The organism is Clostridium pascui, assembly GCF_016908015.1.
GTDB classification, from domain to species: domain Bacteria; phylum Bacillota; class Clostridia; order Clostridiales; family Clostridiaceae; genus Clostridium_AK; species Clostridium_AK pascui.
The window spans coordinates 64,292-83,645 of record NZ_JAFBDB010000005.1 but is presented as its reverse complement, the minus strand read 5'-3'; the positions used below and the strand labels follow the sequence as shown (position 1 = coordinate 83,645).

At 30.4% G+C, this 19,354-nt stretch carries 18 protein-coding genes and 1 other annotated feature; of the genes, 8 read left to right on the top strand and 10 right to left on the bottom strand.

Annotation, left to right across the window (positions count from 1 at the left end):
• Position 1: 1 nt before the first annotated feature.
• Positions 2-691: an LrgB family protein gene (locus JOC70_RS12915; RefSeq protein ID WP_204599315.1), complete on the bottom strand. Its 690-nt coding sequence runs from the start codon at positions 689-691 to the stop codon at positions 2-4.
• Entirely contained in the window at positions 684-1,040 is a 357-nt protein-coding gene (locus JOC70_RS12910) for a CidA/LrgA family protein (RefSeq protein ID WP_204599314.1), read from the bottom strand. Before JOC70_RS12910 ends, JOC70_RS12915 begins: the two co-directional genes overlap by 8 nt.
• A 258-nt stretch (positions 1,041-1,298) precedes the next feature.
• Positions 1,299-1,514 (top strand) — a binding site (T-box leader).
• A gap of 84 nt (positions 1,515-1,598) precedes the next feature.
• Here JOC70_RS12910 and argS point away from each other — a divergent pair.
• Together argS and JOC70_RS12900 are read left to right on the top strand one after the other, a co-directional pair.
• Positions 1,599-3,290 carry an arginine--tRNA ligase gene (gene argS / locus JOC70_RS12905; RefSeq protein ID WP_204599313.1) on the top strand — a complete coding sequence of 564 codons (1,692 nt, stop codon included), beginning with the start codon at positions 1,599-1,601 and terminating at the stop codon, positions 3,288-3,290.
• A 91-nt stretch (positions 3,291-3,381) separates the two neighbouring features.
• Entirely contained in the window at positions 3,382-4,176 is a 795-nt protein-coding gene (locus JOC70_RS12900) for a ribonuclease H-like domain-containing protein (RefSeq protein WP_204599312.1), read from the top strand.
• A 25-nt stretch (positions 4,177-4,201) separates the two neighbouring features.
• Here the strand turns inward: JOC70_RS12900 and JOC70_RS12895 are convergent, their stop codons facing one another.
• Genes JOC70_RS12895 through JOC70_RS12885 form a run of 3 tightly spaced genes read right to left on the bottom strand, consistent with a single transcriptional unit; the run spans position 4,202 to position 6,359 of the window.
• Entirely contained in the window at positions 4,202-4,342 is a 141-nt protein-coding gene (locus tag JOC70_RS12895; RefSeq protein ID WP_204599311.1) for a FeoB-associated Cys-rich membrane protein, read from the bottom strand.
• Between the two features lie 12 nt (positions 4,343-4,354).
• Positions 4,355-6,118 (bottom strand): ferrous iron transport protein B, encoded by a 1,764-nt coding sequence (gene feoB / locus JOC70_RS12890; protein WP_204599310.1) that lies wholly within the window; start codon positions 6,116-6,118, stop codon positions 4,355-4,357.
• On the bottom strand, positions 6,093-6,359 hold the full coding sequence (locus JOC70_RS12885; protein ID WP_204599309.1) for a FeoA family protein: 267 nt from the start codon (positions 6,357-6,359) through the stop codon (positions 6,093-6,095). Before JOC70_RS12885 ends, feoB begins: the two co-directional genes overlap by 26 nt.
• A gap of 251 nt (positions 6,360-6,610) precedes the next feature.
• On the opposite strand from JOC70_RS12885, the gene JOC70_RS12880 reads away from it, so the two are divergent.
• Together JOC70_RS12880 and JOC70_RS12875 are read left to right on the top strand one after the other, a co-directional pair.
• On the top strand, positions 6,611-7,345 hold the full coding sequence (locus JOC70_RS12880) for an HAD-IB family hydrolase (RefSeq protein WP_204599308.1): 735 nt from the start codon (positions 6,611-6,613) through the stop codon (positions 7,343-7,345).
• Positions 7,346-7,380: 35 nt separating this feature from the next.
• Positions 7,381-8,049 carry a ribonuclease H-like domain-containing protein gene (locus tag JOC70_RS12875; protein ID WP_204599307.1) on the top strand — a complete coding sequence of 223 codons (669 nt, stop codon included), beginning with the start codon at positions 7,381-7,383 and terminating at the stop codon, positions 8,047-8,049.
• Positions 8,050-8,083: 34 nt separating this feature from the next.
• On the opposite strand, the gene gltX is transcribed toward JOC70_RS12875, so the two are convergent.
• Entirely contained in the window at positions 8,084-9,544 is a 1,461-nt protein-coding gene (gene gltX / locus JOC70_RS12870) for a glutamate--tRNA ligase (protein ID WP_204599306.1), read from the bottom strand.
• 245 nt (positions 9,545-9,789) lie between these two features.
• Positions 9,790-11,175, bottom strand: coding sequence for an MBL fold metallo-hydrolase RNA specificity domain-containing protein (locus JOC70_RS12865; RefSeq protein WP_204599305.1), 1,386 nt, complete (start codon positions 11,173-11,175; stop codon positions 9,790-9,792).
• A gap of 121 nt (positions 11,176-11,296) precedes the next feature.
• On the opposite strand from JOC70_RS12865, the gene JOC70_RS12860 reads away from it, so the two are divergent.
• The gene (locus tag JOC70_RS12860) at positions 11,297-12,424 is read left to right on the top strand and encodes an aminopeptidase (RefSeq protein ID WP_204599304.1); all 1,128 of its coding nucleotides are present in this window, start codon (positions 11,297-11,299) and stop codon (positions 12,422-12,424) included.
• Between the two features lie 35 nt (positions 12,425-12,459).
• Here the strand turns inward: JOC70_RS12860 and JOC70_RS12855 are convergent, their stop codons facing one another.
• On the bottom strand, positions 12,460-13,728 hold the full coding sequence (locus tag JOC70_RS12855; protein ID WP_204599303.1) for a D-alanyl-D-alanine carboxypeptidase family protein: 1,269 nt from the start codon (positions 13,726-13,728) through the stop codon (positions 12,460-12,462).
• A gap of 139 nt (positions 13,729-13,867) precedes the next feature.
• Here JOC70_RS12855 and JOC70_RS12850 point away from each other — a divergent pair, with 139 nt between their 5' ends.
• Positions 13,868-14,470, top strand: a complete 603-nt coding sequence (locus tag JOC70_RS12850) for an NUDIX hydrolase (RefSeq protein ID WP_204599302.1) — start codon at positions 13,868-13,870, stop codon at positions 14,468-14,470.
• A gap of 230 nt (positions 14,471-14,700) precedes the next feature.
• Here JOC70_RS12850 and JOC70_RS12845 read toward each other — a convergent pair whose 3' ends face one another.
• Positions 14,701-15,045, bottom strand: coding sequence for a hypothetical protein (locus JOC70_RS12845; RefSeq protein WP_204599301.1), 345 nt, complete (start codon positions 15,043-15,045; stop codon positions 14,701-14,703).
• A 223-nt stretch (positions 15,046-15,268) separates the two neighbouring features.
• On the opposite strand from JOC70_RS12845, the gene JOC70_RS12840 reads away from it, so the two are divergent.
• Positions 15,269-15,493 carry a hypothetical protein gene (locus JOC70_RS12840; RefSeq protein ID WP_204599300.1) on the top strand — a complete coding sequence of 75 codons (225 nt, stop codon included), beginning with the start codon at positions 15,269-15,271 and terminating at the stop codon, positions 15,491-15,493.
• Between the two features lie 83 nt (positions 15,494-15,576).
• Here the strand turns inward: JOC70_RS12840 and JOC70_RS12835 are convergent, their stop codons facing one another.
• Positions 15,577-17,061, bottom strand: a complete 1,485-nt coding sequence (locus JOC70_RS12835) for a nicotinate phosphoribosyltransferase (protein ID WP_204599299.1) — start codon at positions 17,059-17,061, stop codon at positions 15,577-15,579.
• A 134-nt stretch (positions 17,062-17,195) separates the two neighbouring features.
• On the opposite strand from JOC70_RS12835, the gene JOC70_RS12830 reads away from it, so the two are divergent.
• Complete coding sequence (locus JOC70_RS12830) at positions 17,196-19,202, top strand: ATP-dependent helicase (RefSeq protein ID WP_204599298.1); 2,007 nt, start codon at positions 17,196-17,198, stop codon at positions 19,200-19,202.
• Positions 19,203-19,354: the final 152 nt, after the last annotated feature.

Here is a 19,354-nt window from a genome sequence, read left to right as displayed (position 1 = left end):
TTTACAATATGCTAATTAAAATTGGAGCCAAAAGAGAGGTTATAATGCCAGCAATTCCTATGGCAAGGCTTGACATTGCACCTTCCGTTTCGCCCATCTCAATTGCTTTAGTAGTACCTATAGCATGGGATGCTGTGCCTATAGATATTCCTATAGCAATTTTATTTTTAATTTTAAATACTTTACAAACTAAAGGAGCGATAACTGCTCCTACAATACCTGTAAATATAATAGCAGCTACAGTAATAGCAGGGATTCCTCCTATTACCTTAGAAACCTCTATTCCAATAGGTGTTGTTATGGATTTAGGTACTAATGAAAATGTAAGCTCATCGTTAAGGCCAAATAATTTAGATATATAATATATGCTAAACATTGCTGTAATTGATCCAACTGTTACTCCTAAAAGTATGGGAGCAAAGTACTTTTTAATAAGATCAAGCTTATGATATAGTGGTACTGCAAGTACAACTGTTGCAGGTCCTAAAAAGAAGCTTATGAGGTTACCTCCCATATTAAAGGAATCTAAACTAATATTGAAAAGTTTAACTATAAATATAACTAAAATAATTGCTATTAATAATGGATTAAAAAATGGTATCTTAGTCTTATGGTATATATATAAGCCTAGCTCAAAGCATATTAATGATATGAGCACTCCAGTCATAGGAGAGTTTAAAAGTTCAGTCATTTTTTTCAATCCTCCTTATGTACAATTGAATGGTCCAACCTGTAACAACTATAATTAACACAGTTGTTATAAGACAAATTATAATAAAACTTGCCCATTTGTTTTTTAATAAAGGTAAACAAGTAAGTATACCTACTCCGGCAGGTATAAAAAAGAAGGCTAAATGGTCCAATAAAAAGTCTGTGATTTTATCAATCATAGTCACTTTTATAATGCCTTTATAAAGACAGGCAAATAAAATTGACATACCTATAACATTTCCAGGAATCGTCAAATGGAAAATGGTATGTATTAGTTCTCCCAAATAGCCTATTATAAGAATAATAGCTAATTGTCTTAAAAGTTTCACTAAAACACCTCTTTCTTTAAGAATTATATTAAATGTACAATCTTTATTTTAGTACTTTTCTACATAAAAAACTATATTTTTATAAAAAATATCAAATTATGAGCTAAGGTTACGGTGCTTTTTCAATAAAAAGAATGTAATTATAATTATGGGCATACTTATGTGGTTACTTGCTTTTTATAGATAAATTATAATATATGATATTGACAATATAAGAAAAATGATAATATAATAAAATGTAACTTAAAAGGAAATAATATAAATTCTATGAAAAGGAAAGTACTTTTTATAAAGTTCTTTAAAGCGAGTAGAGTATGGTGAGAGTCTACAAGAAGATAAAAAGGAAGAGAGCCTTGGAGAAGTTTATCTAAAATCAGTAATTATGAAAGTAAGATAAATCGCAAGTTTTGCGTTAAAATTTGGAGTGGACATTAGTCAATTAGAGTGGTACCGCGGAATTTACCCGTCTCTGTTTTTTACAGGACGGGTTTTTGTGATATAGCATTATAATAAATGATATATGTGGTAAAAATAATAATAAATGGAGGTAGTACATATATGGATTATAAAAATACTTTAGTAAAAAGAATTAAAGAACATGTAGATATGCCAGAAGAAAAAATAGAAGCATTAATAGAAATTCCACCTAGACCAGAAATGGGGGATTATGCATTCCCATGCTTTCAGCTTTCAAAGGTATTAAGAAAGGCACCAAATTTAATAGCTGAAGAGTTAAAAACTAATATAAACAAAGAAGGATTTGAAAGAATAGAAACTATGGGTCCATACTTAAACTTCTTTGTGGATAAATCAGTATTCACTGAAAATACCTTAGAAAAGATATTAAGTGAAAAAGAAAACTATGGTAAAACAAATTCAGGTGAAGGTAAAAATGTAGCAGTGGAGTACTCATCTCCAAATATAGCAAAACCTTTCCACGTAGGACATTTATTTAGTACATCTATAGGAAATTCTCTTTATAAAATATTGAGTTTTGAAGGATATAATTGTACTAGAATCAATCACTTAGGTGACTGGGGAACTCAATTTGGAAAGCTTATTTCTGCTTATAAAAGATGGGTAGATGAAGAAGCATTAGAAAAGGAACCGATTAAAGAGCTGCTTAGAATATATGTAAAGTTCCATGATGAAGCAGAAAAGGATCCTTCCTTAGAAGAAGAAGGAAGAATGCACTTTAAAAAATTAGAAGACGGATCAGAAGAAGAAGTAAGACTTTGGAAGAGATTTAGAGATTTAAGTCTTAAAGAGTTCAATAAAGTATATGAAATGTTAAATGTAGAATTTGACTCCTATGCGGGAGAAAGCTTCTACGGAGATAAAATGGATGCTGTAGTAGAAGAAATAGGTAAATGCGGTCTACTTACAGAAAGTAATGGAGCAAAGGTAGTAATGCTTGAAGAATACAATATGCCTCCGTGTATAATAAAGAAATCCGACGGAGCAACTATATATGCTACTCGTGACCTTGCAGCAGCCGTATATAGAAAAAATACATATGATTTTGACAAGAGCATATATGTGGTAGGACTTGAACAATCATTGCACTTTAAGCAAGTATTTACTACTTTAAAACTTATGGGGAAGGAATGGGCAGATTATTGCAAACATGTAGGTTTTGGACTTGTGAGATTTGCAGACAGAAAACTTTCAACCAGAAAGGGTGAAGTTATATTCCTTGAAGAGCTTTTAAATGAATCAATAGAAAAGACAGCGGCAGTAATAAAGGAAAAAAATCCTGATTTAGAAAACAAGGAAGAAGTAGCTAAAAAAGTAGGAATTGGGGCAGTTATATTTACATATCTTAAAAACAATAGGGAAAGAGATATAGTATTTAACTGGGAAGAAATGTTGAGCTTTGATGGAGAAACAGGACCATATGTTCAATATAGTTATGCAAGAGGTAAAAGCATATTAAGAAAAGCAGGCAATATAGAAGGAAGCATAAATTATAAAAAATTATCCTCAAAAGAAGAATTTGAGCTTGCAAAAACACTATCCTCTTTCAATGAAGCAATACTTTACTCTATAGATAAATTAGAACCATCTATCGTTACAAGATATGTTATAGATGTAGCCAAAGGATTTAATAAGTTCTATAATGCACATAGTATTGTGAATGCAGAAGATGAGGAAACTAAGGTTGCAAGAATTAAGCTGGTAGAAGCTACTTGCCAAGTTATAAAGAATGGATTGAACCTTTTAGGAATAGATGTAGTAGAAGAGATGTAAGTATAAATATTGTGCATGTAGTACTTAACTTATTAAGAGGGTACTACATGCATTTGTATAAGTAAGGGTTGCTTTGGTTTGGAGGAGAGTAATGTATATAAGAACTCGGGAAGAAACAATTGATCTAAAACCTGATATATTTTATAAATATGATATGGAAAATATGGCTTACTTTGATATAGAGACTACGGGATTTGACAAAGAAAAGGATTGCATTATGCTTATTTCTTTAGGATGGTTTTCTGAAAAAAGCACCTTTTATGTTAAGCAATATTTTGCAGAAAACTTGCAAGAAGAAAAAGATATACTAATGCAATTCCAAAAAGACATTGAAGGTTTTAATACATGGTGCTCCTATAATGGGAAAGCTTTTGATGAACCATTTATTAAGATAAAGCTTACAAAACATAATATAAATTATATAATGCCTGATAACCATGTGGATTTATATAGAATGATACGACCTTACTATAAAAAGCTTGGTATAGAGAGATGTAATTTAAAAACCGTTGAAAAATTTATTGGTATACAAAGGAAAGATTTAATTGATGGCGGAATAAGCATCGATTTATATTATAAATATTTACAAGAACCCGGAGAAGAGTTAAGAGAAACAATCATGCTTCATAATTTTGAAGATGTACTAAATTTGCCCAAGCTGTTTCAAATTGTGTCCAAGATTGATGAAGATGATTTAAGAAGAGATGATATTATAACAGAAAAGCAGTACAAGTATCTCCAGTATTTGATTAAAAAAAACAATATTGAAATTCCCTGTGATGTACAAAAGATATCTAAAAAATCTGCAGGCAAGGTTATTGACTGCTTGCTAAGGGGAAATATAGATATAGAAGAATTGATGACAATAATAAAAAATAGTTATTAAAAGAGGTAATAGTGAAATATCACTATTACCTCTTTTTGTAACTAGGGCAGTGGGAAGAGCAACTACCGCAGTCGCACTTTCCTTGACCTTTATTTTTTATATTTTTATAAAGTATATACACAGCAGAGCCCACAATTGCTGCTGTAATGATATATTGAATAATCATACTTTTCACCACCTAAAATATAACATTTAGAATTAGGTATGTTATAAAAGATATAATCCAAGCTAAAACAAATTGATATACCATGGAGAAGATAGCCATTTTATTCCCGTATTCCTTCTTCATTGTAGCTATAACTGAAACGCATGGAGTGTAAAGAAGAACAAATACTAAAAATGTATAAGCAGTTACAAAGTTAAAATGCTGAGGAAGTATACTCATTAAGTCTCCGCCATATATTACTCCCATGGAACCAATTATAACTTCTTTAGCCATAAAACCTGTAAGAAGTGAAACTGAAGCTTCCCAGTTTCCAAAGCCTAGAGGGCTGAAAATAGGACTTATAAACTTACCGATAGAAGCAAGTAAACTGTTATTCATATCAGTCATACCTTGCATGTTAAAATTAGATAATATCCAAACTATAATTGAGATTGAAAATATTATAGTACCAGCTTTTCTTAAAAATCCTTTTCCTTTATCCCAAGTATGCAGAGCTAAGTTTTTAAGTGTAGGAAGTTTATACTCAGGTAATTCAAGTATAAATGGTTCTTCATCTTTTTTAAATAATGTATTTTTAAATATTATACCTATAATAAAAGCTATAAATATGCCTAAAAGATATAAAGAAAATACCAATAAGCTTTCATGTCCAGGGAAAAATGCTGCTGCAAAAAGACCATATACAGGAAGTCTTGCATTACAGGACATAAGTGGGACTATTAGTGCTGTAAGTTTTCTATCCTTTTCGCTTTCTAAAGTTCTAGCTGTCATTATTGCAGGAACTGAACATCCAAAACCAACTATAAGGGGAATAAACGCCTTTCCTGAAAGTCCCATGCTTCTCATAAATTTGTCCATTATAAAAGCTGCACGAGCCATATATCCGCTGTCTTCTAAGAAAGAAATTCCAAGGAAAAGAGCAAGTATAACTGGCAAGAACACTATTACTGAACCAACACCGCCAATTATTCCATCAATTATTAATGATTGGAACCAAGGGCTTGTACTGGAAAGTACCATTTCTACAAATGGTACAAATTTATCGTTTAAAAGACCATCTAGAACATCAGCTAGGGGGTTTCCTACCCAAGTAAATGTGAATTCAAATATTAAATATAATAGCCCTAAAAAAATAGGATAAGCTAAAAACTTATTTAAAACAATCTTATCTATAGCTTTACCGATATTTTGATTATTTTTTTTAGGAGATACTGTTACTTTATTTAGCACTTCATCAATAAAAGCATATGCTTGGGATTCGTTCTGAAACTGATAGTCATTATCATTATTGCTTTTAAAAAAAGTACCGCTTTTTAGCAGTAATTTCAACTCATCTATACCTATATTTTTAGAAGCTGATATTGGAATTACTTGTACGCCTAATGCCTTGCCTAAAGCATCATAATTTATTTTTATTCCTCTTTCGTTGATTATATCTACCATATTTAATATCAATACAATAGGTTTGTTAAATTCTTTTAATTGAAGGGTAAGATATAAGTTCCTTTGTAAATTAGAAGCATCTACAATGTTTAATATTACATCTACATCACCATTTAAAAGAAATTCCTTTGATACTTTTTCCTCATTAGAATAGGTATCCATGGCATATATACCAGGAAGATCTACTATTTTAACATTAGTATCTAAATAACCCTCTTTTTTCTCAACCGTTACTCCGGGCCAATTTCCTACGTACTGATTGGAACCAGTTAGTGCGTTAAAGAGAGAAGTCTTACCTACGTTAGGATTACCCAACAATGCTGCATTTATCATAAACTGCCTCCTTATATTCTATTCCTCTTACAAGTATATTTTTAGCATCATTTTTTCTTATTGCTAAATCAAAACCTCTAAAATTTATAATTATAGGATCACCAAATGGTGCCTTGTTTTTCAAACAAACTTCTGTTCCTGCAATGCAACCTAATGATAAAAGACGTTTTGCTAATTTTTCATTTCCACAAACATTTTCTATACAAGCCTTTTCTCCAGGTTTTAAATCTATAATACACATATTATCCACTCCTCGTTGATAACTATTATCATTCTCAACCTTAATATACCACCATAGGGGGTGAATGTCAATATAAATTTTATCTTAGTAAAGCATTTCATAAAAAATATGTATTTAAAGTATTAAAATCTATATATTTTACAAATACTTTAGTAAAGGGTATAATAAAAAGTAAATTGGAAATATATACTTTTTAAGTAAAAATAACTTGTCTATAATAATTAAAATATTGATTGCAGGGAGGTATGAATATGAAGAAGGTAGCAGCGTTTTTTGATATAGATGGTACTCTTTATAGAGAAGGGTTAATTACAGAACTATTTAAAAAACTTATAAAATATGAAATAATTTCTCAAGATAGATGGTACAAAGAAGTAAAGCCTGAATATGTAAAGTGGGATAAAAGAGAAGGAAATTATGATGATTATTTATTAAAAATGGCTAGTATTTATATAGAAGCAGTGAAAGGTCTTCCAAAATATCAGGTAGAATATATAGCTAAAAATGTAATAGAACAAAAGGGAGATAGAGTATATACTTTTACTCGTGACAGAATAAAATGGCATAGAAGCCAAGGTCATGTGGTTGTAACGGTTTCGGGAAGTCCTATTGAGCTTGTAAAAGAAATGAGCGTTAAACATGGATTTGATGATTATAGAGGCACAATTTATAAGTTAAATGAAGAAGGAATATATACCGGAGAAGTTATACCTATGTGGGACAGCGTAAATAAAAAAAGAGCCATAAATGAGTTGAAAGATCTTTATGATATAGACTTAAATGCAAGTTATGCCTATGGAGATACAGCTGGAGACTTTTCTATGTTTCAAATGATAAAGTATCCCATTTGTGTAAATCCAACTAAAGAACTATTAAAAAAGGTTATGAGTAATGAAGAGGTAAGAAGCAAGATAAAGATAATAGTTGAAAGAAAAGACAGTGTTTATAACATAAGTACTGACTGCTTAGATATATTAAATATGTAAAAGTTAAGATAAATAATCTAGAAAGAGTGGAGTTTATGATTGTAAGAGAAAATACACAAAAGGTTGAAGAAATAAATGAAGATATGGCTTTAAAAATAAATGCAAAAGAATCCATATTTAAAAAAGCAGTATTTTTTGACTTAGAACATTATGTATATAAAAAACCTATATGTATAGGAGTGTTTGGATGCAGCTATTATGATGAAGAAAAGCAAGTTTTAAACACTACTCAATATATGATAGAAAATAAAGCTGACTCCTTAGAAATTTTAAGGTTAGCTAAAAAATATTTTGTGAATTTATATGAAAATAAAGGGAAAAGATATATTGTTACTTTTTCAGGAAACAATGATTTTACTGTAATAAACTATCTTATGAATAAATATAAATTAAATCTTAATTTAGAAGAATATTTTACTCATATAGATTTGCAAAAGGAATATGAAAAGTGCAAAGGTGTAAATATAGGTCTTAAGGCATTAGAAAAGGAATTTGATATAGAAAGAGAAAGTGAGCTTATAAGTGGGCAAAATCTTGCTAAAACCTTTGGAAAAGTAATAAAGGATAGAGAGTATATAAATCGAATGCCAACTGAGAAAAAGGAAAAGATACTTCTTTATAATGAGCAGGACGTAGTAAGCTTATTTTATATGTATATTACTTGGGAAAAGTATGTGTCTAGCGAGGTTTCCCCTAAAGAGTAAAAAGTCTCCTTAAAAATTAAGGAGGCTTTTCATTTTATTGAACTTCTTTTAACTTTTCGATTCCTATTCTAATTCTTCTTAAAGATTCTTCTTTGCCAAGTATTTCAGCTATTTCAAAAGCTCCACCAGGAGTAAATTGTTTTCCTGAAACTGCAGTTCTAATTGGCCAAAGAACTACTCCGTTTTTAACTTCTAATTGCTTAACTAAATCCATCATGGAATCATGGATAGAAGTTAAGTCCCAGTTATCTAGTCCTTCTAATATAGGAAGGGCTTTTTCAAGACTTACTAGAGAATTTTCATAATTAGTTTTCATCTTCTTATGAATATATAATTCTGGAGAATAATCTGGCATTTCTTCAAAGAAATCAATTTGGCCAGGTATTTCGCTTAACACCTCTGTTCTAGTGTGTAAAAGTTCACTAAGCTTCATTAAATCTAAGTCTTTTTTAATAACTTGATTGTAATATGGAAGAGCCATCTTATGGAATTCTTCTACAGGAAGCATCTTTATATATTCTGAATTCATCCATCTAAGTTTTACAATATCAAATATTGCAGGTGCTTTATTTATGTGAGTGTAGTCAAACTTTTCTATAAGTTCTTCTAAATTAAATATTTCTTGAGTAGTTCCTGGATTCCAACCAAGTAGGGCTATATAGTTTAATATAGCATCTTTTAGGTATCCTAGTTCAAGTAAATCTTCGAAGGAAGCATCTCCTTTTCTTTTACTTAATTTATTGTGGGCATCTCTCATTATTGGAGGACAATGAATATATTTTGGTACATTCCAGCCAAAAGCATCATATAAACGATTATATTTTGGGGAAGAAGATAAATATTCTGTGCCTCTAACTACATGAGTTATATTCATAAGATGATCATCTACTACATTAGCAAAGTTATAAGTTGGAAAACCATCAGATTTTAAAAGTATCATATCATCAAGTTCATTGTTTTCTACTGTAACCTTTCCGTAAAGCTCATCTTCAAAAGTAGTAGTTCCAGTGGAAGGATTATTTTGTCTTATAACAAATGGAACGCCGGACTTTATCTTTTCATCTATTTCTTCCTTTGATAGGTGAAGACAATGTTTGTCATATTTAAAAGGTCTATTTAGAGCTTCTGAATTTTGTCTAAGCATATCAATTCTTTCTTTGTCACAGAAGCAATAATAAGCATCGCCTTTATCTATAAGCTTTTTAGCATATTCCATGTAAATAGGTTTTCTTTCACTTTGAATATAAGGACCTACAGGACCGCCTACATCTGGACCTTCATCATGATGAAGACCTGTTACATTTAATGTGTTATAAATTACTTCTAGAGCACCCTCTACTTGTCTTTCTTGATCCGTATCCTCAACTCTTAATAAAAAATCTCCTCCATCATGTTTAGCAATTAGATAGGCATAAAGTGCTGTTCTAAGGTTACCAACATGCATGTATCCGGTTGGACTTGGAGCAAATCTAGTTCTTACTTTTTTTCCATCCATAGTTTTTCAACTCCCTATTGTATAAATATTTTAATCCATAAAGGACTTAAAAATTCAGTAAAACAAAAACCTCTCATCCTTTAGATTAAGGACGAAAGGGATAGGTTTTAAGTCAATTCTATCATATAATACTATGATTTCCCTGTCAAGCTAATGAAAGAATAATGACTTATTAAGTGGTATTAAAGTAAATATAAAGAATTAAGTTACTTTAGTGGTAATATTATTAGCAAAATATGGAGAGTTTATACATATACATCTTCTCCTAATTTAACTATATGAGAATTAAATCCTTCTTCATTAAGTATTTTATAAAAACTCTCCTGTGCTTCTTCATCCCCATGAACTAAAAATATATTCTTAGGTTTATTTTTAAATCCTTTTACCCAATTCAAAAGTCCATTTTTATCTGCATGGCCTGAAAGGCCTTGTAAATTATATATATGTGCTTTTACTGCGATTTCATCTCCAAGTATTTTTACTAATTCATCTCCATTTAATATACGTTTCCCAAGAGTTCCTTCCGCTTGATAGCCTACAAATACCACTGAGCATTCTTCTCTCCACAAATTGTGTTTAAGATGATGTTTTATTCTTCCTGCATCGCACATACCGCTGGAGGAAATTATTACAGCACCACTTTGAATATTATTTATATCCATAGATTCCTGAGGAGACTTAGTAAATGTAAGACCAGTAAATTCTAGTGGATTATCACCAGAGTCAACTAATTTTGAAGCCTCAGTATCAAAATAATTTGTATACTTTTTAAATACTTCTGTAGATTCTGATGCTAAAGGGCTATCTACATATACCTTTATGCCTTTTAAAATTCCTGACTCAACATAGTTATTTAATGCATAAATTACTTCTTGAGTCCTTCCTATTGCAAAGGACGGGATTATAATATTTCCTCCTCGGTTTACAGTGTTATGTATTATATTAACTAATTCTTTTAAATCATAAGATACATCTCCATGAAGTTTATCTCCGTAGGTGGTTTCCATAATAATATAATCTGCATTGTCTATGTAGGTAGGGTCTTTTAAAATAGGTATATTTATATTTCCTAGATCACCAGAGTAAACAAGTTTAGTTGTATGTTTATTTTCATTTATCAACATTTCAGTTATGGCCGATCCTAAAATATGTCCTGCATCGGTAAATTTGATTTTAAATCCATCAAATAACTCAATCCACTCATTATAAGTGCAGCCTTTAAATAATTCTATGGATTTTTTAGCATCAATTGCGGTATAAAGGGGAGTGACCTCTGGCAGAGCTTTACGTCTGCGTTTTCTGTTAAGCCATTCGGTTTCCATTTCTTGAATGTGTCCGCTATCTTGGAGCATTATGTTACACAAATCCTTTGTGCCTTCAGTGCATAAAATTTCTCCTTTAAAACCTTCTTTATAAAGCATCGGTATTCTTCCGCTGTGATCTATATGGGCATGGCTTAATATTACAAAGTCTATATCCTGGGGGTTGAAGCTAAATGTATTATTATTTCGTTCTTTTTCGTCTTTTCCTTGAAACATACCGCAGTCTAGCAATATTTTCTTATCATTAATATGCAATATATGTGAGGAGCCTGTAACACATCCAGCAGCTCCATAAAACTCTATATTCAAATTAAAACCTCCTTAAAACTTCCGGTAAAGTATAGTATTACCTAAATCTTGTATATTTATAGTGTGAAAATCTTTTTTATGATAAAATAATAGGGAAATATTTCAATTAGGAGGAAATAATATGGGAGATATAAGATTAAATAAATTAGCAAAGCTTTTAGTGAATTATTCTACAGAAGTAAAGCCAGGAGATTTTGTACTAGTGCAATGTGACGATGTGGCAACTCCATGGATGGTAGAAGTAGTTAAGGAGGCTGTAAAGGCAGGGGCTCATGTAGAAACTTTAATAGACTCACAGGAGACAAAATATATAAAGCTTAAGCATGCATCAAATGAACAGCTTCTGGAAGAAAACTACATACAAAAATGTGCTATAGAAAAGGCAGATGTATGGTTAACTGCTTGGGGAAGTCAAAATACTAAGGCTAATTCTAATATTCCATCAGAAAAAATAAAGTATTCTTCAAAGGGTGCATCCAGCTGGAGAAGGATATATTCGGAAAGATGTGGAGATGGAACACTTAGATGGTGCGGAACACAATTTCCAACCCATGCAGATGCTCAAGAGGCTTCCATGAACATTTTTGAATATGAAGATTTTGTATATGGCGCAGGACTTTTAGATTATGATGATCCAGTATCAGAATGGAAGAAGATAAGCAAAGAGCAGGAAAGATGGGTAAGATACTTAGATACTAAAAAAGAGCTTCATATGATTTCTGAGGGAACAGATATAAAGGTAAATATAGAAAATAGAAAATGGATAAATTGTGATGGAAAGGCAAATTTTCCCGATGGAGAAATATTTACGTCACCAGTGGAGAATGGAATAAATGGAGTTATAACCTTTAGTTTTCCTGGTATATATGCTGGAAAGGAAATAGAGGGAATAGTACTTAAAGTAGAGCAAGGAAAAGTTGTAGAAGCAACAGCTAAAAAAGGAGAAGAACTTTTAAAGGAGCTTATAAACACTGATGAAGGTTCGTCTTTCTTTGGAGAAGTTGCCATAGGAACAAATTATGGTATAAAGAAGTTTACAAGAAATATGCTCTTTGATGAAAAAATAGGGGGAACTATTCATATGGCATTAGGAGATTCTATGCCTGAAGCTGGTGGAAAAAATAAATCCACTATTCATTGGGATATGCTTTGTGATATGAGAAATGGCGGCAAAATATACGCTGATGGAGAATTATTTTACGAAAATGGAGAATTTAAAAAGGACATACTTTTGAAATATAATTTATAAAAAAAGAGAGTACGTTAAAGTACTCTCTTTTAGCTTTAATAATATTTAGGACGTTTTTTTCTTCTTTTTTTATTGGAAATTAGCTTTATGACAACAGCAATTAATGCTAAAACAGCTATTACACTTATTAAAGCAAAAGTATATAAAAGAATGTTTTGCTTAAGTAACGTTCCTTTAGACACATTTGTATACAAGCTGTAGTCTTTTGAAGCTTCTCTTTGTTTTAAAGTAAGAGTTCCAAGTTTAGTGTCTTCATCTAAAGACCAAGGATTTAACTTGTTCAACTTGAATATTTTTTCGTTATCCTTTTTGTTTACTTCGTTTTCATATATTGTTACATCCTCTTTTACGATAAGAGGAACATCTATCTTTTTCTCTGGGCCAAAGAAACCAAGAGGTTTGTATGTAATAGTTTCTGTTTTTAATGCAGTTCCTTTAGGATATATAACAGTCTTTTTTGCATCATAGCTCCAATCAATAACTTTTTTCATATCCTGGAACACATAAGAGTCTTGACTATCATATACTGAATTCATAATTACACCAACAAGTTTTCGTCCGCCTCTTTCATAAACAGCTACTAAGCATCTTCCGGCAGGAGAAGTATAACCTGTTTTTCCACCTACATTACCATCAATACCTAAATTTTTATTTCTATTTTCAATTATAAGCACAGTGCCCGCAGAAGTACGAATAGTACTTGTCTTTTTTGCCATAGATTCTCTAACCCATGGATTTTTGTAGGCAGCTCTTGCTATAACAGTTAAGTCATATGCAGTGGTATAATGATTTGCATCATGAAGACCATTAGGTGTAACAAAATATGTATTTTTAAGTCCTAATTTTTTTATTTCTTCATTCATCATATTTTCGAAACTTTTAGCATTTCCTGCAACGTTGTCTGCTATCATGTAAGCAACATCATTCCCTGAGTAAAGTAAAAGTCCATCCATAGCATCGGCCCCAGTCATAGTTTCGCCAACAGCGATAGGGTGCATATTTTTATCAAGGGAATATTCAGGTTGTATTTTTGCAGACTCGGTATATGTAAGATTATCACCTTTATCTTTATGTTCAGCTAATAGTAAAGCTGTCAAAAGTTTTGTAGTACTTGCTGGATACATTTTGTTATCTGCAGATTTTGCATATATTATTTCTCCAGTATCAGCATCCATGGTAATAGCAGCTTTACCATATATTGAAGGCATATCCTTAGCAGCTGCAAAAACCTGAGTACTTATAGAAAGTGATAAAATACATGAAAGAACAAATGAAAATCTCTTTTTCAACGTACATCTCTCCATTTTCTATAGTGTTTTTTTGCTGTATATTATTAAGTATAATACCCATTAAGTATAACATGGAGTGGTGTATTTGACAAACTTAAATTAGTATATAATATTAATAAGTAATTATGTGAGCTATAAGGAAGGAGTTCAAATTATGATATCAAATATAGAATCAATATTTAAAAACAGGCAAGTAGATTTAATAGGCAATTATAATAAGTATGCAGTGATGATATGTATTACAGAGGAAGAATCGCCTAGTATAGTATTTGAAGTAAGAGCTTTAACATTAACTTCTCAGCCTGGAGATGTATCGCTGCCTGGAGGTAAAATAGAGCCTGGGGAATCCTCTATGGTGGCAGCAATTAGGGAAACTATGGAAGAGTTGAATATAGGTAAGGAGGATATGAAAGTAATAGGTGCTATGGATTATTTTGTTAGTCCTTATAATCAAGTGATATATCCGTTTGTAGGAATCTTAAAGAAATGTGATTTTCAGTGGAGTAAAGATGAAGTACATAAGATATTTAAAGTTCCAGTGGATTTCTTTTTAAGTAATGAGCCTGAGAAATATGATATAAATATAATTCCAGAGTTTCCTGATAACTTCCCATATCATCTTATAGTAGGAGGGAAAAACTACAAGTTTTCAAAGGGAAAGCGAGAGCAATATTTTTATAAATATAATGAATACGTGATTTGGGGATTTACAGCCCTTATAATAAAAAGATTCATTGACATTATAAAACAAAGTTAAATAGGTTATATGAAATTTGCATCTAAGAAAACGTTCATTACGCCAAAACCGGCTAATATTTCTAAATTTAAAATACCTAAGCCTTCTAAACTTGTTTCACTCAAACAATAGAAGGCTCTATACGGTATTTTAAATTTAGAAATAAAGCCGGTTTAAAGCTTACTCAATGCTTTCTACGATGCAAATCCAATATTCATGTGTTCAACATTATTTTTAATAGTGATTAGTGGCTATTTCGAGCGTGTTTTTCTGGGGAGAAAAAGTACTGAGGATAAAACTATAACTCCTAAGTAAATAAAAATCATAAAGCTAGGTATAATAGGGGACTTATATAAATATTTCAAAAATACAAATACTGCTAATGAAATTGCAGACCAAAATAAAGCAATGTAACTCATTCTTTTGTTTCTCTCATGCCAAAGCTCAGGTTTTTTCATAGTACCAATTATTTTATCCTTATCAGGACTTTTGTCAGAACTTTTTATAAGTACGAATTTGAAGTAAACATAAAACAAAATAGCTATAACAAATATTCCAAGGAATATATAAGATAAGGATATGGTTGAAAAATTCATAATTATCACCTCTTAATTCTAGGTATTACAATTAGTTTATATTATTGTTATAAAATTATGTGCCCGGTATCAACTTTTTTGATAAAATAATAAAAAATTCTGTGAATTATCAATTTATTATTTAAATTTTCTAAATATTGGTGTATAATTTATTTAAGCAATAAGGATTCCAATTAATTGGCATCTAATTACTATATTAATGTGGGAATAGGGGGAAAATAAAGTGGGGGAATGTGCTTTTTTATCAACTTGTGATAATAAAGAAGAATGTTTTAAAGATTGTGCTTTATATAACTTAAAGGAAAATGAGGGCATATGTCCTTTTAAAACGTTATCAAATTATAAAGTTAAATCAATAGAAGAGTTTGATGATATATTTTTTAAAGAAAGAGAGCTGGACTTCATTAAAGATTATTACAGAGAAATGCAAGAAGAATATATGATTTAATGAAGATAATGAGTAATAATCAGCAGATATTAAATAAAATAAAGGGAGGCTGGAGTAATCCAACTTCCCTTTATTCTTTATTTTTATTTATTCTCCATATATATATTAGAGTATTTATTAATAAGGTTATGCTTTAAGGACCAAAGCTTTGTAGACAAATCCACATAGTAGTTATGAGGATTTTCAAATCTTAATACTTCATGCCATAACTTCTCAGTCTCCTTATCTACTATCTGTTTAATTTCAGTTACGGAAGGAGAATCATAAACAAGATTTCCTTTATCAAATATTTGCACCATAAGATCTTTCGCGTAAAAATTAGTAATCTTTTTCTTTTTCCAAGTATAAACAGGGTCAAATAACATTAAGGATTCTTGATCTTCTATATTTTCATCATGAAGAGTTATAAGGTCAGCAATGGCTTTATCAGTATCCTTATCAAATATCCTATATATTTTTTTGAATCCAGGATTTGTTATTTTTTCTTCGTTTTCACTTATCTTAATTCTAGGAACTATATTATCCCCATCCTCTATGGCTACAAGTTTATATACTCCTCCAAATACAGGTTCGGATTTTGCTGTTATAAGTCTTTCACCAACGCCAAATCCATCTATAGGGGCACCTTGACGTAAAACTGAGTCTATTATATATTCATCTAATGAATTGGATACGATTATTTTTACATCACTATATCCAGCCTCATCAAGCATTTCTCTACAATTTTTAGTAAGATAAGTTATATCTCCACTATCTATTCTAATTCCTTTTGGTCTAAAACCTTGAGGTTTTAAAACTTCATCAAAAACTTTAATTGCATTAGGAATACCAGATTTCAATACATTATAGGTGTCTACTAAAAATGTACAGTTGTCTGGATAAACCTTAGCCCAAGCTTTAAAAGCATCATATTCAGTAGAGAAAAGCTGTATCCAGCTGTGAGCCATAGTTCCAGAAGATGGAACCCCAAACATTTGCTCAGCTATTGTACAAGCGGTAGAATTACATCCACCAATCATTGCTGCACGAGCTCCATATATAGCTCCGTCATATCCTTGAGCACGACGAGAACCAAATTCCATAACTGTACGGCCATCCGCAGCTCTGCATATTCTATTGGCTTTAGTGGCAATTAGTGTTTGATGGTTTATAGAAAGTAAAATCATTGTTTCTACAAATTGAGCTTGCAGAATAGGGCCGCGGACTGTTACTAAAGGCTCATTAGGGAATACCGGGTTGCCTTCTGGCACAGCCCATACATCACAAGAAAATTTAAAATTTTCAAGATAGTTTAAGAACTCTTCGGAAAAAATAGTTTTGCTTCTCAAATACTCTATATCGTCATGAGTAAAGGATAAATTAGAAAGATACTCTATTAGCTGCTGAATACCTGCCATTATGCAATATCCACCGCCATCAGGTACTCTTCTAAAAAACATATCAAAATAAGCTATTTTATTTCCTAAATCATTTTCTAAGTATGCATTGCCCATGGTAAGTTCATAGAAATCTACTAACATGGTAAGGTTTCTATCATTTCTAACGTTAAAGTTTTTTATGTACTCCATAGTGTTAACTCCTTATATGTTATAAATTAATATTTTTGTTAATAATATAAATAATTATTACTATTTTATACCTTGAAATATTTTTTTACAAGGTAATTGTTAAAAATGCTTATATAAAAATGAAGGTGAGTAAAATGTCCAGCTGTAATTTAGACAAGTGGCAATTTGATGCAGTGAAAAGTAAAAAAAGAAACTTACTTATAGTAGCACCCCCAGGTTCGGGAAAAACCACTGTTATTATAAATAGGATAGAATATCTAATAAAATCTGAAGGGGTAAAGGGAGAAAATATTATAGTAATAACTTTTACAAAAGCGGCAGCAAAAAATATGTATTTAAGATATGTAAGCAACAATAATCTAGAAGTTCCCGCATTTTTTGGAACCTTTCACAGCTTATTTTATAGGATATTATATAAAAATTCAAATAAGCCGCAAATTATAACTGGAGATCGGTGTCTAAAGATTATAGATTATACATTAAGAAAATACACACAAACTATTAATGAGGAAAAGCTAAAAGGAATAATCAATAGTATATACCTTTATAAGAGCAGTGGAAAGAACTTAGATGAGTTTAGGTACGCAGGAGACAAAGAAGTCTTTTATGATTGCTATAATGAGTATGAAAAATATAAAAAGGAAAAGGGACTAATAGATTTTGAAGATTTGCAGATTATGTGTGAAAATTTGCTTAGACAAGATAGAGTACTGTGTAATTATTATAAAAATAAATTTAAACACATACTTATAGATGAGTTTCAGGATTGCGATAATATTCAGCTCAGTATTTTAAAAATGTTAAATAAAGATAATTCCATATTTGCAGTAGGTGATGAAGATCAATGTATATATGGATTTAGAGGTTCAAATCCAGGATGTATGGTTTATTTTGATAAGTATTTTCAAAATGGAGAAAAGGTATACTTACATAAAAATTATAGAAGTGCACTTAATGTAGTAGATTTTTCAAGAACATTTATTAAGAACAATAAATTAAGAAATGAAAAAATAATAGAGGCCTTTAGGGAAGATATAGGGGATATTAATGTACTTACTTGTAGGGATGAAAGAGAAGAATCAATAAAAGTAGCTCAAGATATAAAAGATTTTATAAAGGATAAAAAGATTGAATATAAGAATATAGCAGTATTATATAGAACAAATAATGAGAGTTTAAGCTTAATAGATGTTTTTTTAAAACAAGATATTCCATTTAAGTTATTAGATAAAAATTATAACATCTTTAATCATTTTTTGTGCAAAGATATAATCTCTTACCTGAAATTAGCTATAAATCCTTACGATAGAGAAAGTTTTATAAATATTATAAATAGACCTCTTCGATATATAAGTAAAGTTGATATACATAACTTAAATAAAAATCCCTTAAGAGAAAGTTGCTTTGAAATACTTGCAGGTTATAAATTGCCCATATTTAAGCTGAAAATTATAAGAGATTTGCAAAAGAAGATTAATAAGATGAAAAATATGTCTCCAATTGATGCAATTGAGTATGTAGTGCATTCCTTAAATTATGAAGATTATATTGAAAGTTATATTAAAAAAACTAAAAAAGATAAAGAGGAATTAAAGGACTTTATAGAGATGCTTAAAAGTTCATCTGAGGATTTTATGAATATAGAAGAGTTTATAAATTATATAGAAAGGGGAAGAGATGAATTACCTAAGGAAAGTTCAAATGCTGTTACCTTAAGCAGTATACATGGAGTAAAGGGAATGGAGTTTGAGTGTGTTCTTATAGTGAATTGTATTGAAGGCAATATTCCACATAAAAATGGCAGCGGAGAAAATTTAGAGGAAGAGAGAAGAATTTTTTATGTAGGTGTTACAAGAGCAAAGAAATATTTGACATTATGCATTCCTAAAGTGTATAAAGGACAGTATTGTAATCCATCCAAATTTATAGGGGAATGTGGGTTAGAGAATAGTATATGTAATAATCCCGTGTATAAAGACGGAGAAAATGTAAAACATATATATTTAGGAGAAGGTATAATAGATAAGGTAGATGAAAACTTCATAAGTATATTATTTAAAAACAACATAAAAAGACAAATTAGCATTAAAAATGTTGTAGAAAATAAGATATTAAGTCTAATAAAACATAAAAATGTATAAATAATGGTTAAACTTAACATGTTATATCTAAATTATGATATATAAATAAACCTATAAGGGGATTATTAATTGACATATAAAAAATATATGTTATACTATTATGGAGAATAGTATAGTAAATGAAGTATATATTTTTAAAGTATCCAGGAGGA

Coding starts and splice junctions, on each gene's coding strand:
- JOC70_RS12915 (WP_204599315.1), bottom strand. CDS start 691: ATGACTGAACTTTTAAACTCTCCTATGACTGGAGTGCTCATATCATTA.
- argS (WP_204599313.1), top strand. CDS start 1,599: ATGGATTATAAAAATACTTTAGTAAAAAGAATTAAAGAACATGTAGAT.
- JOC70_RS12900 (WP_204599312.1), top strand. CDS start 3,382: ATGTATATAAGAACTCGGGAAGAAACAATTGATCTAAAACCTGATATA.
- JOC70_RS12895 (WP_204599311.1), bottom strand. CDS start 4,342: ATGATTATTCAATATATCATTACAGCAGCAATTGTGGGCTCTGCTGTG.
- feoB (WP_204599310.1), bottom strand. CDS start 6,118: ATGATAAATGCAGCATTGTTGGGTAATCCTAACGTAGGTAAGACTTCT.
- JOC70_RS12885 (WP_204599309.1), bottom strand. CDS start 6,359: ATGTGTATTATAGATTTAAAACCTGGAGAAAAGGCTTGTATAGAAAAT.
- JOC70_RS12880 (WP_204599308.1), top strand. CDS start 6,611: ATGAAGAAGGTAGCAGCGTTTTTTGATATAGATGGTACTCTTTATAGA.
- JOC70_RS12875 (WP_204599307.1), top strand. CDS start 7,381: ATGATTGTAAGAGAAAATACACAAAAGGTTGAAGAAATAAATGAAGAT.
- gltX (WP_204599306.1), bottom strand. CDS start 9,544: ATGGATGGAAAAAAAGTAAGAACTAGATTTGCTCCAAGTCCAACCGGA.
- JOC70_RS12860 (WP_204599304.1), top strand. CDS start 11,297: ATGGGAGATATAAGATTAAATAAATTAGCAAAGCTTTTAGTGAATTAT.
- JOC70_RS12855 (WP_204599303.1), bottom strand. CDS start 13,728: ATGGAGAGATGTACGTTGAAAAAGAGATTTTCATTTGTTCTTTCATGT.
- JOC70_RS12850 (WP_204599302.1), top strand. CDS start 13,868: ATGATATCAAATATAGAATCAATATTTAAAAACAGGCAAGTAGATTTA.
- JOC70_RS12845 (WP_204599301.1), bottom strand. CDS start 15,045: ATGAATTTTTCAACCATATCCTTATCTTATATATTCCTTGGAATATTT.
- JOC70_RS12835 (WP_204599299.1), bottom strand. CDS start 17,061: ATGGAGTACATAAAAAACTTTAACGTTAGAAATGATAGAAACCTTACC.
- JOC70_RS12830 (WP_204599298.1), top strand. CDS start 17,196: ATGTCCAGCTGTAATTTAGACAAGTGGCAATTTGATGCAGTGAAAAGT.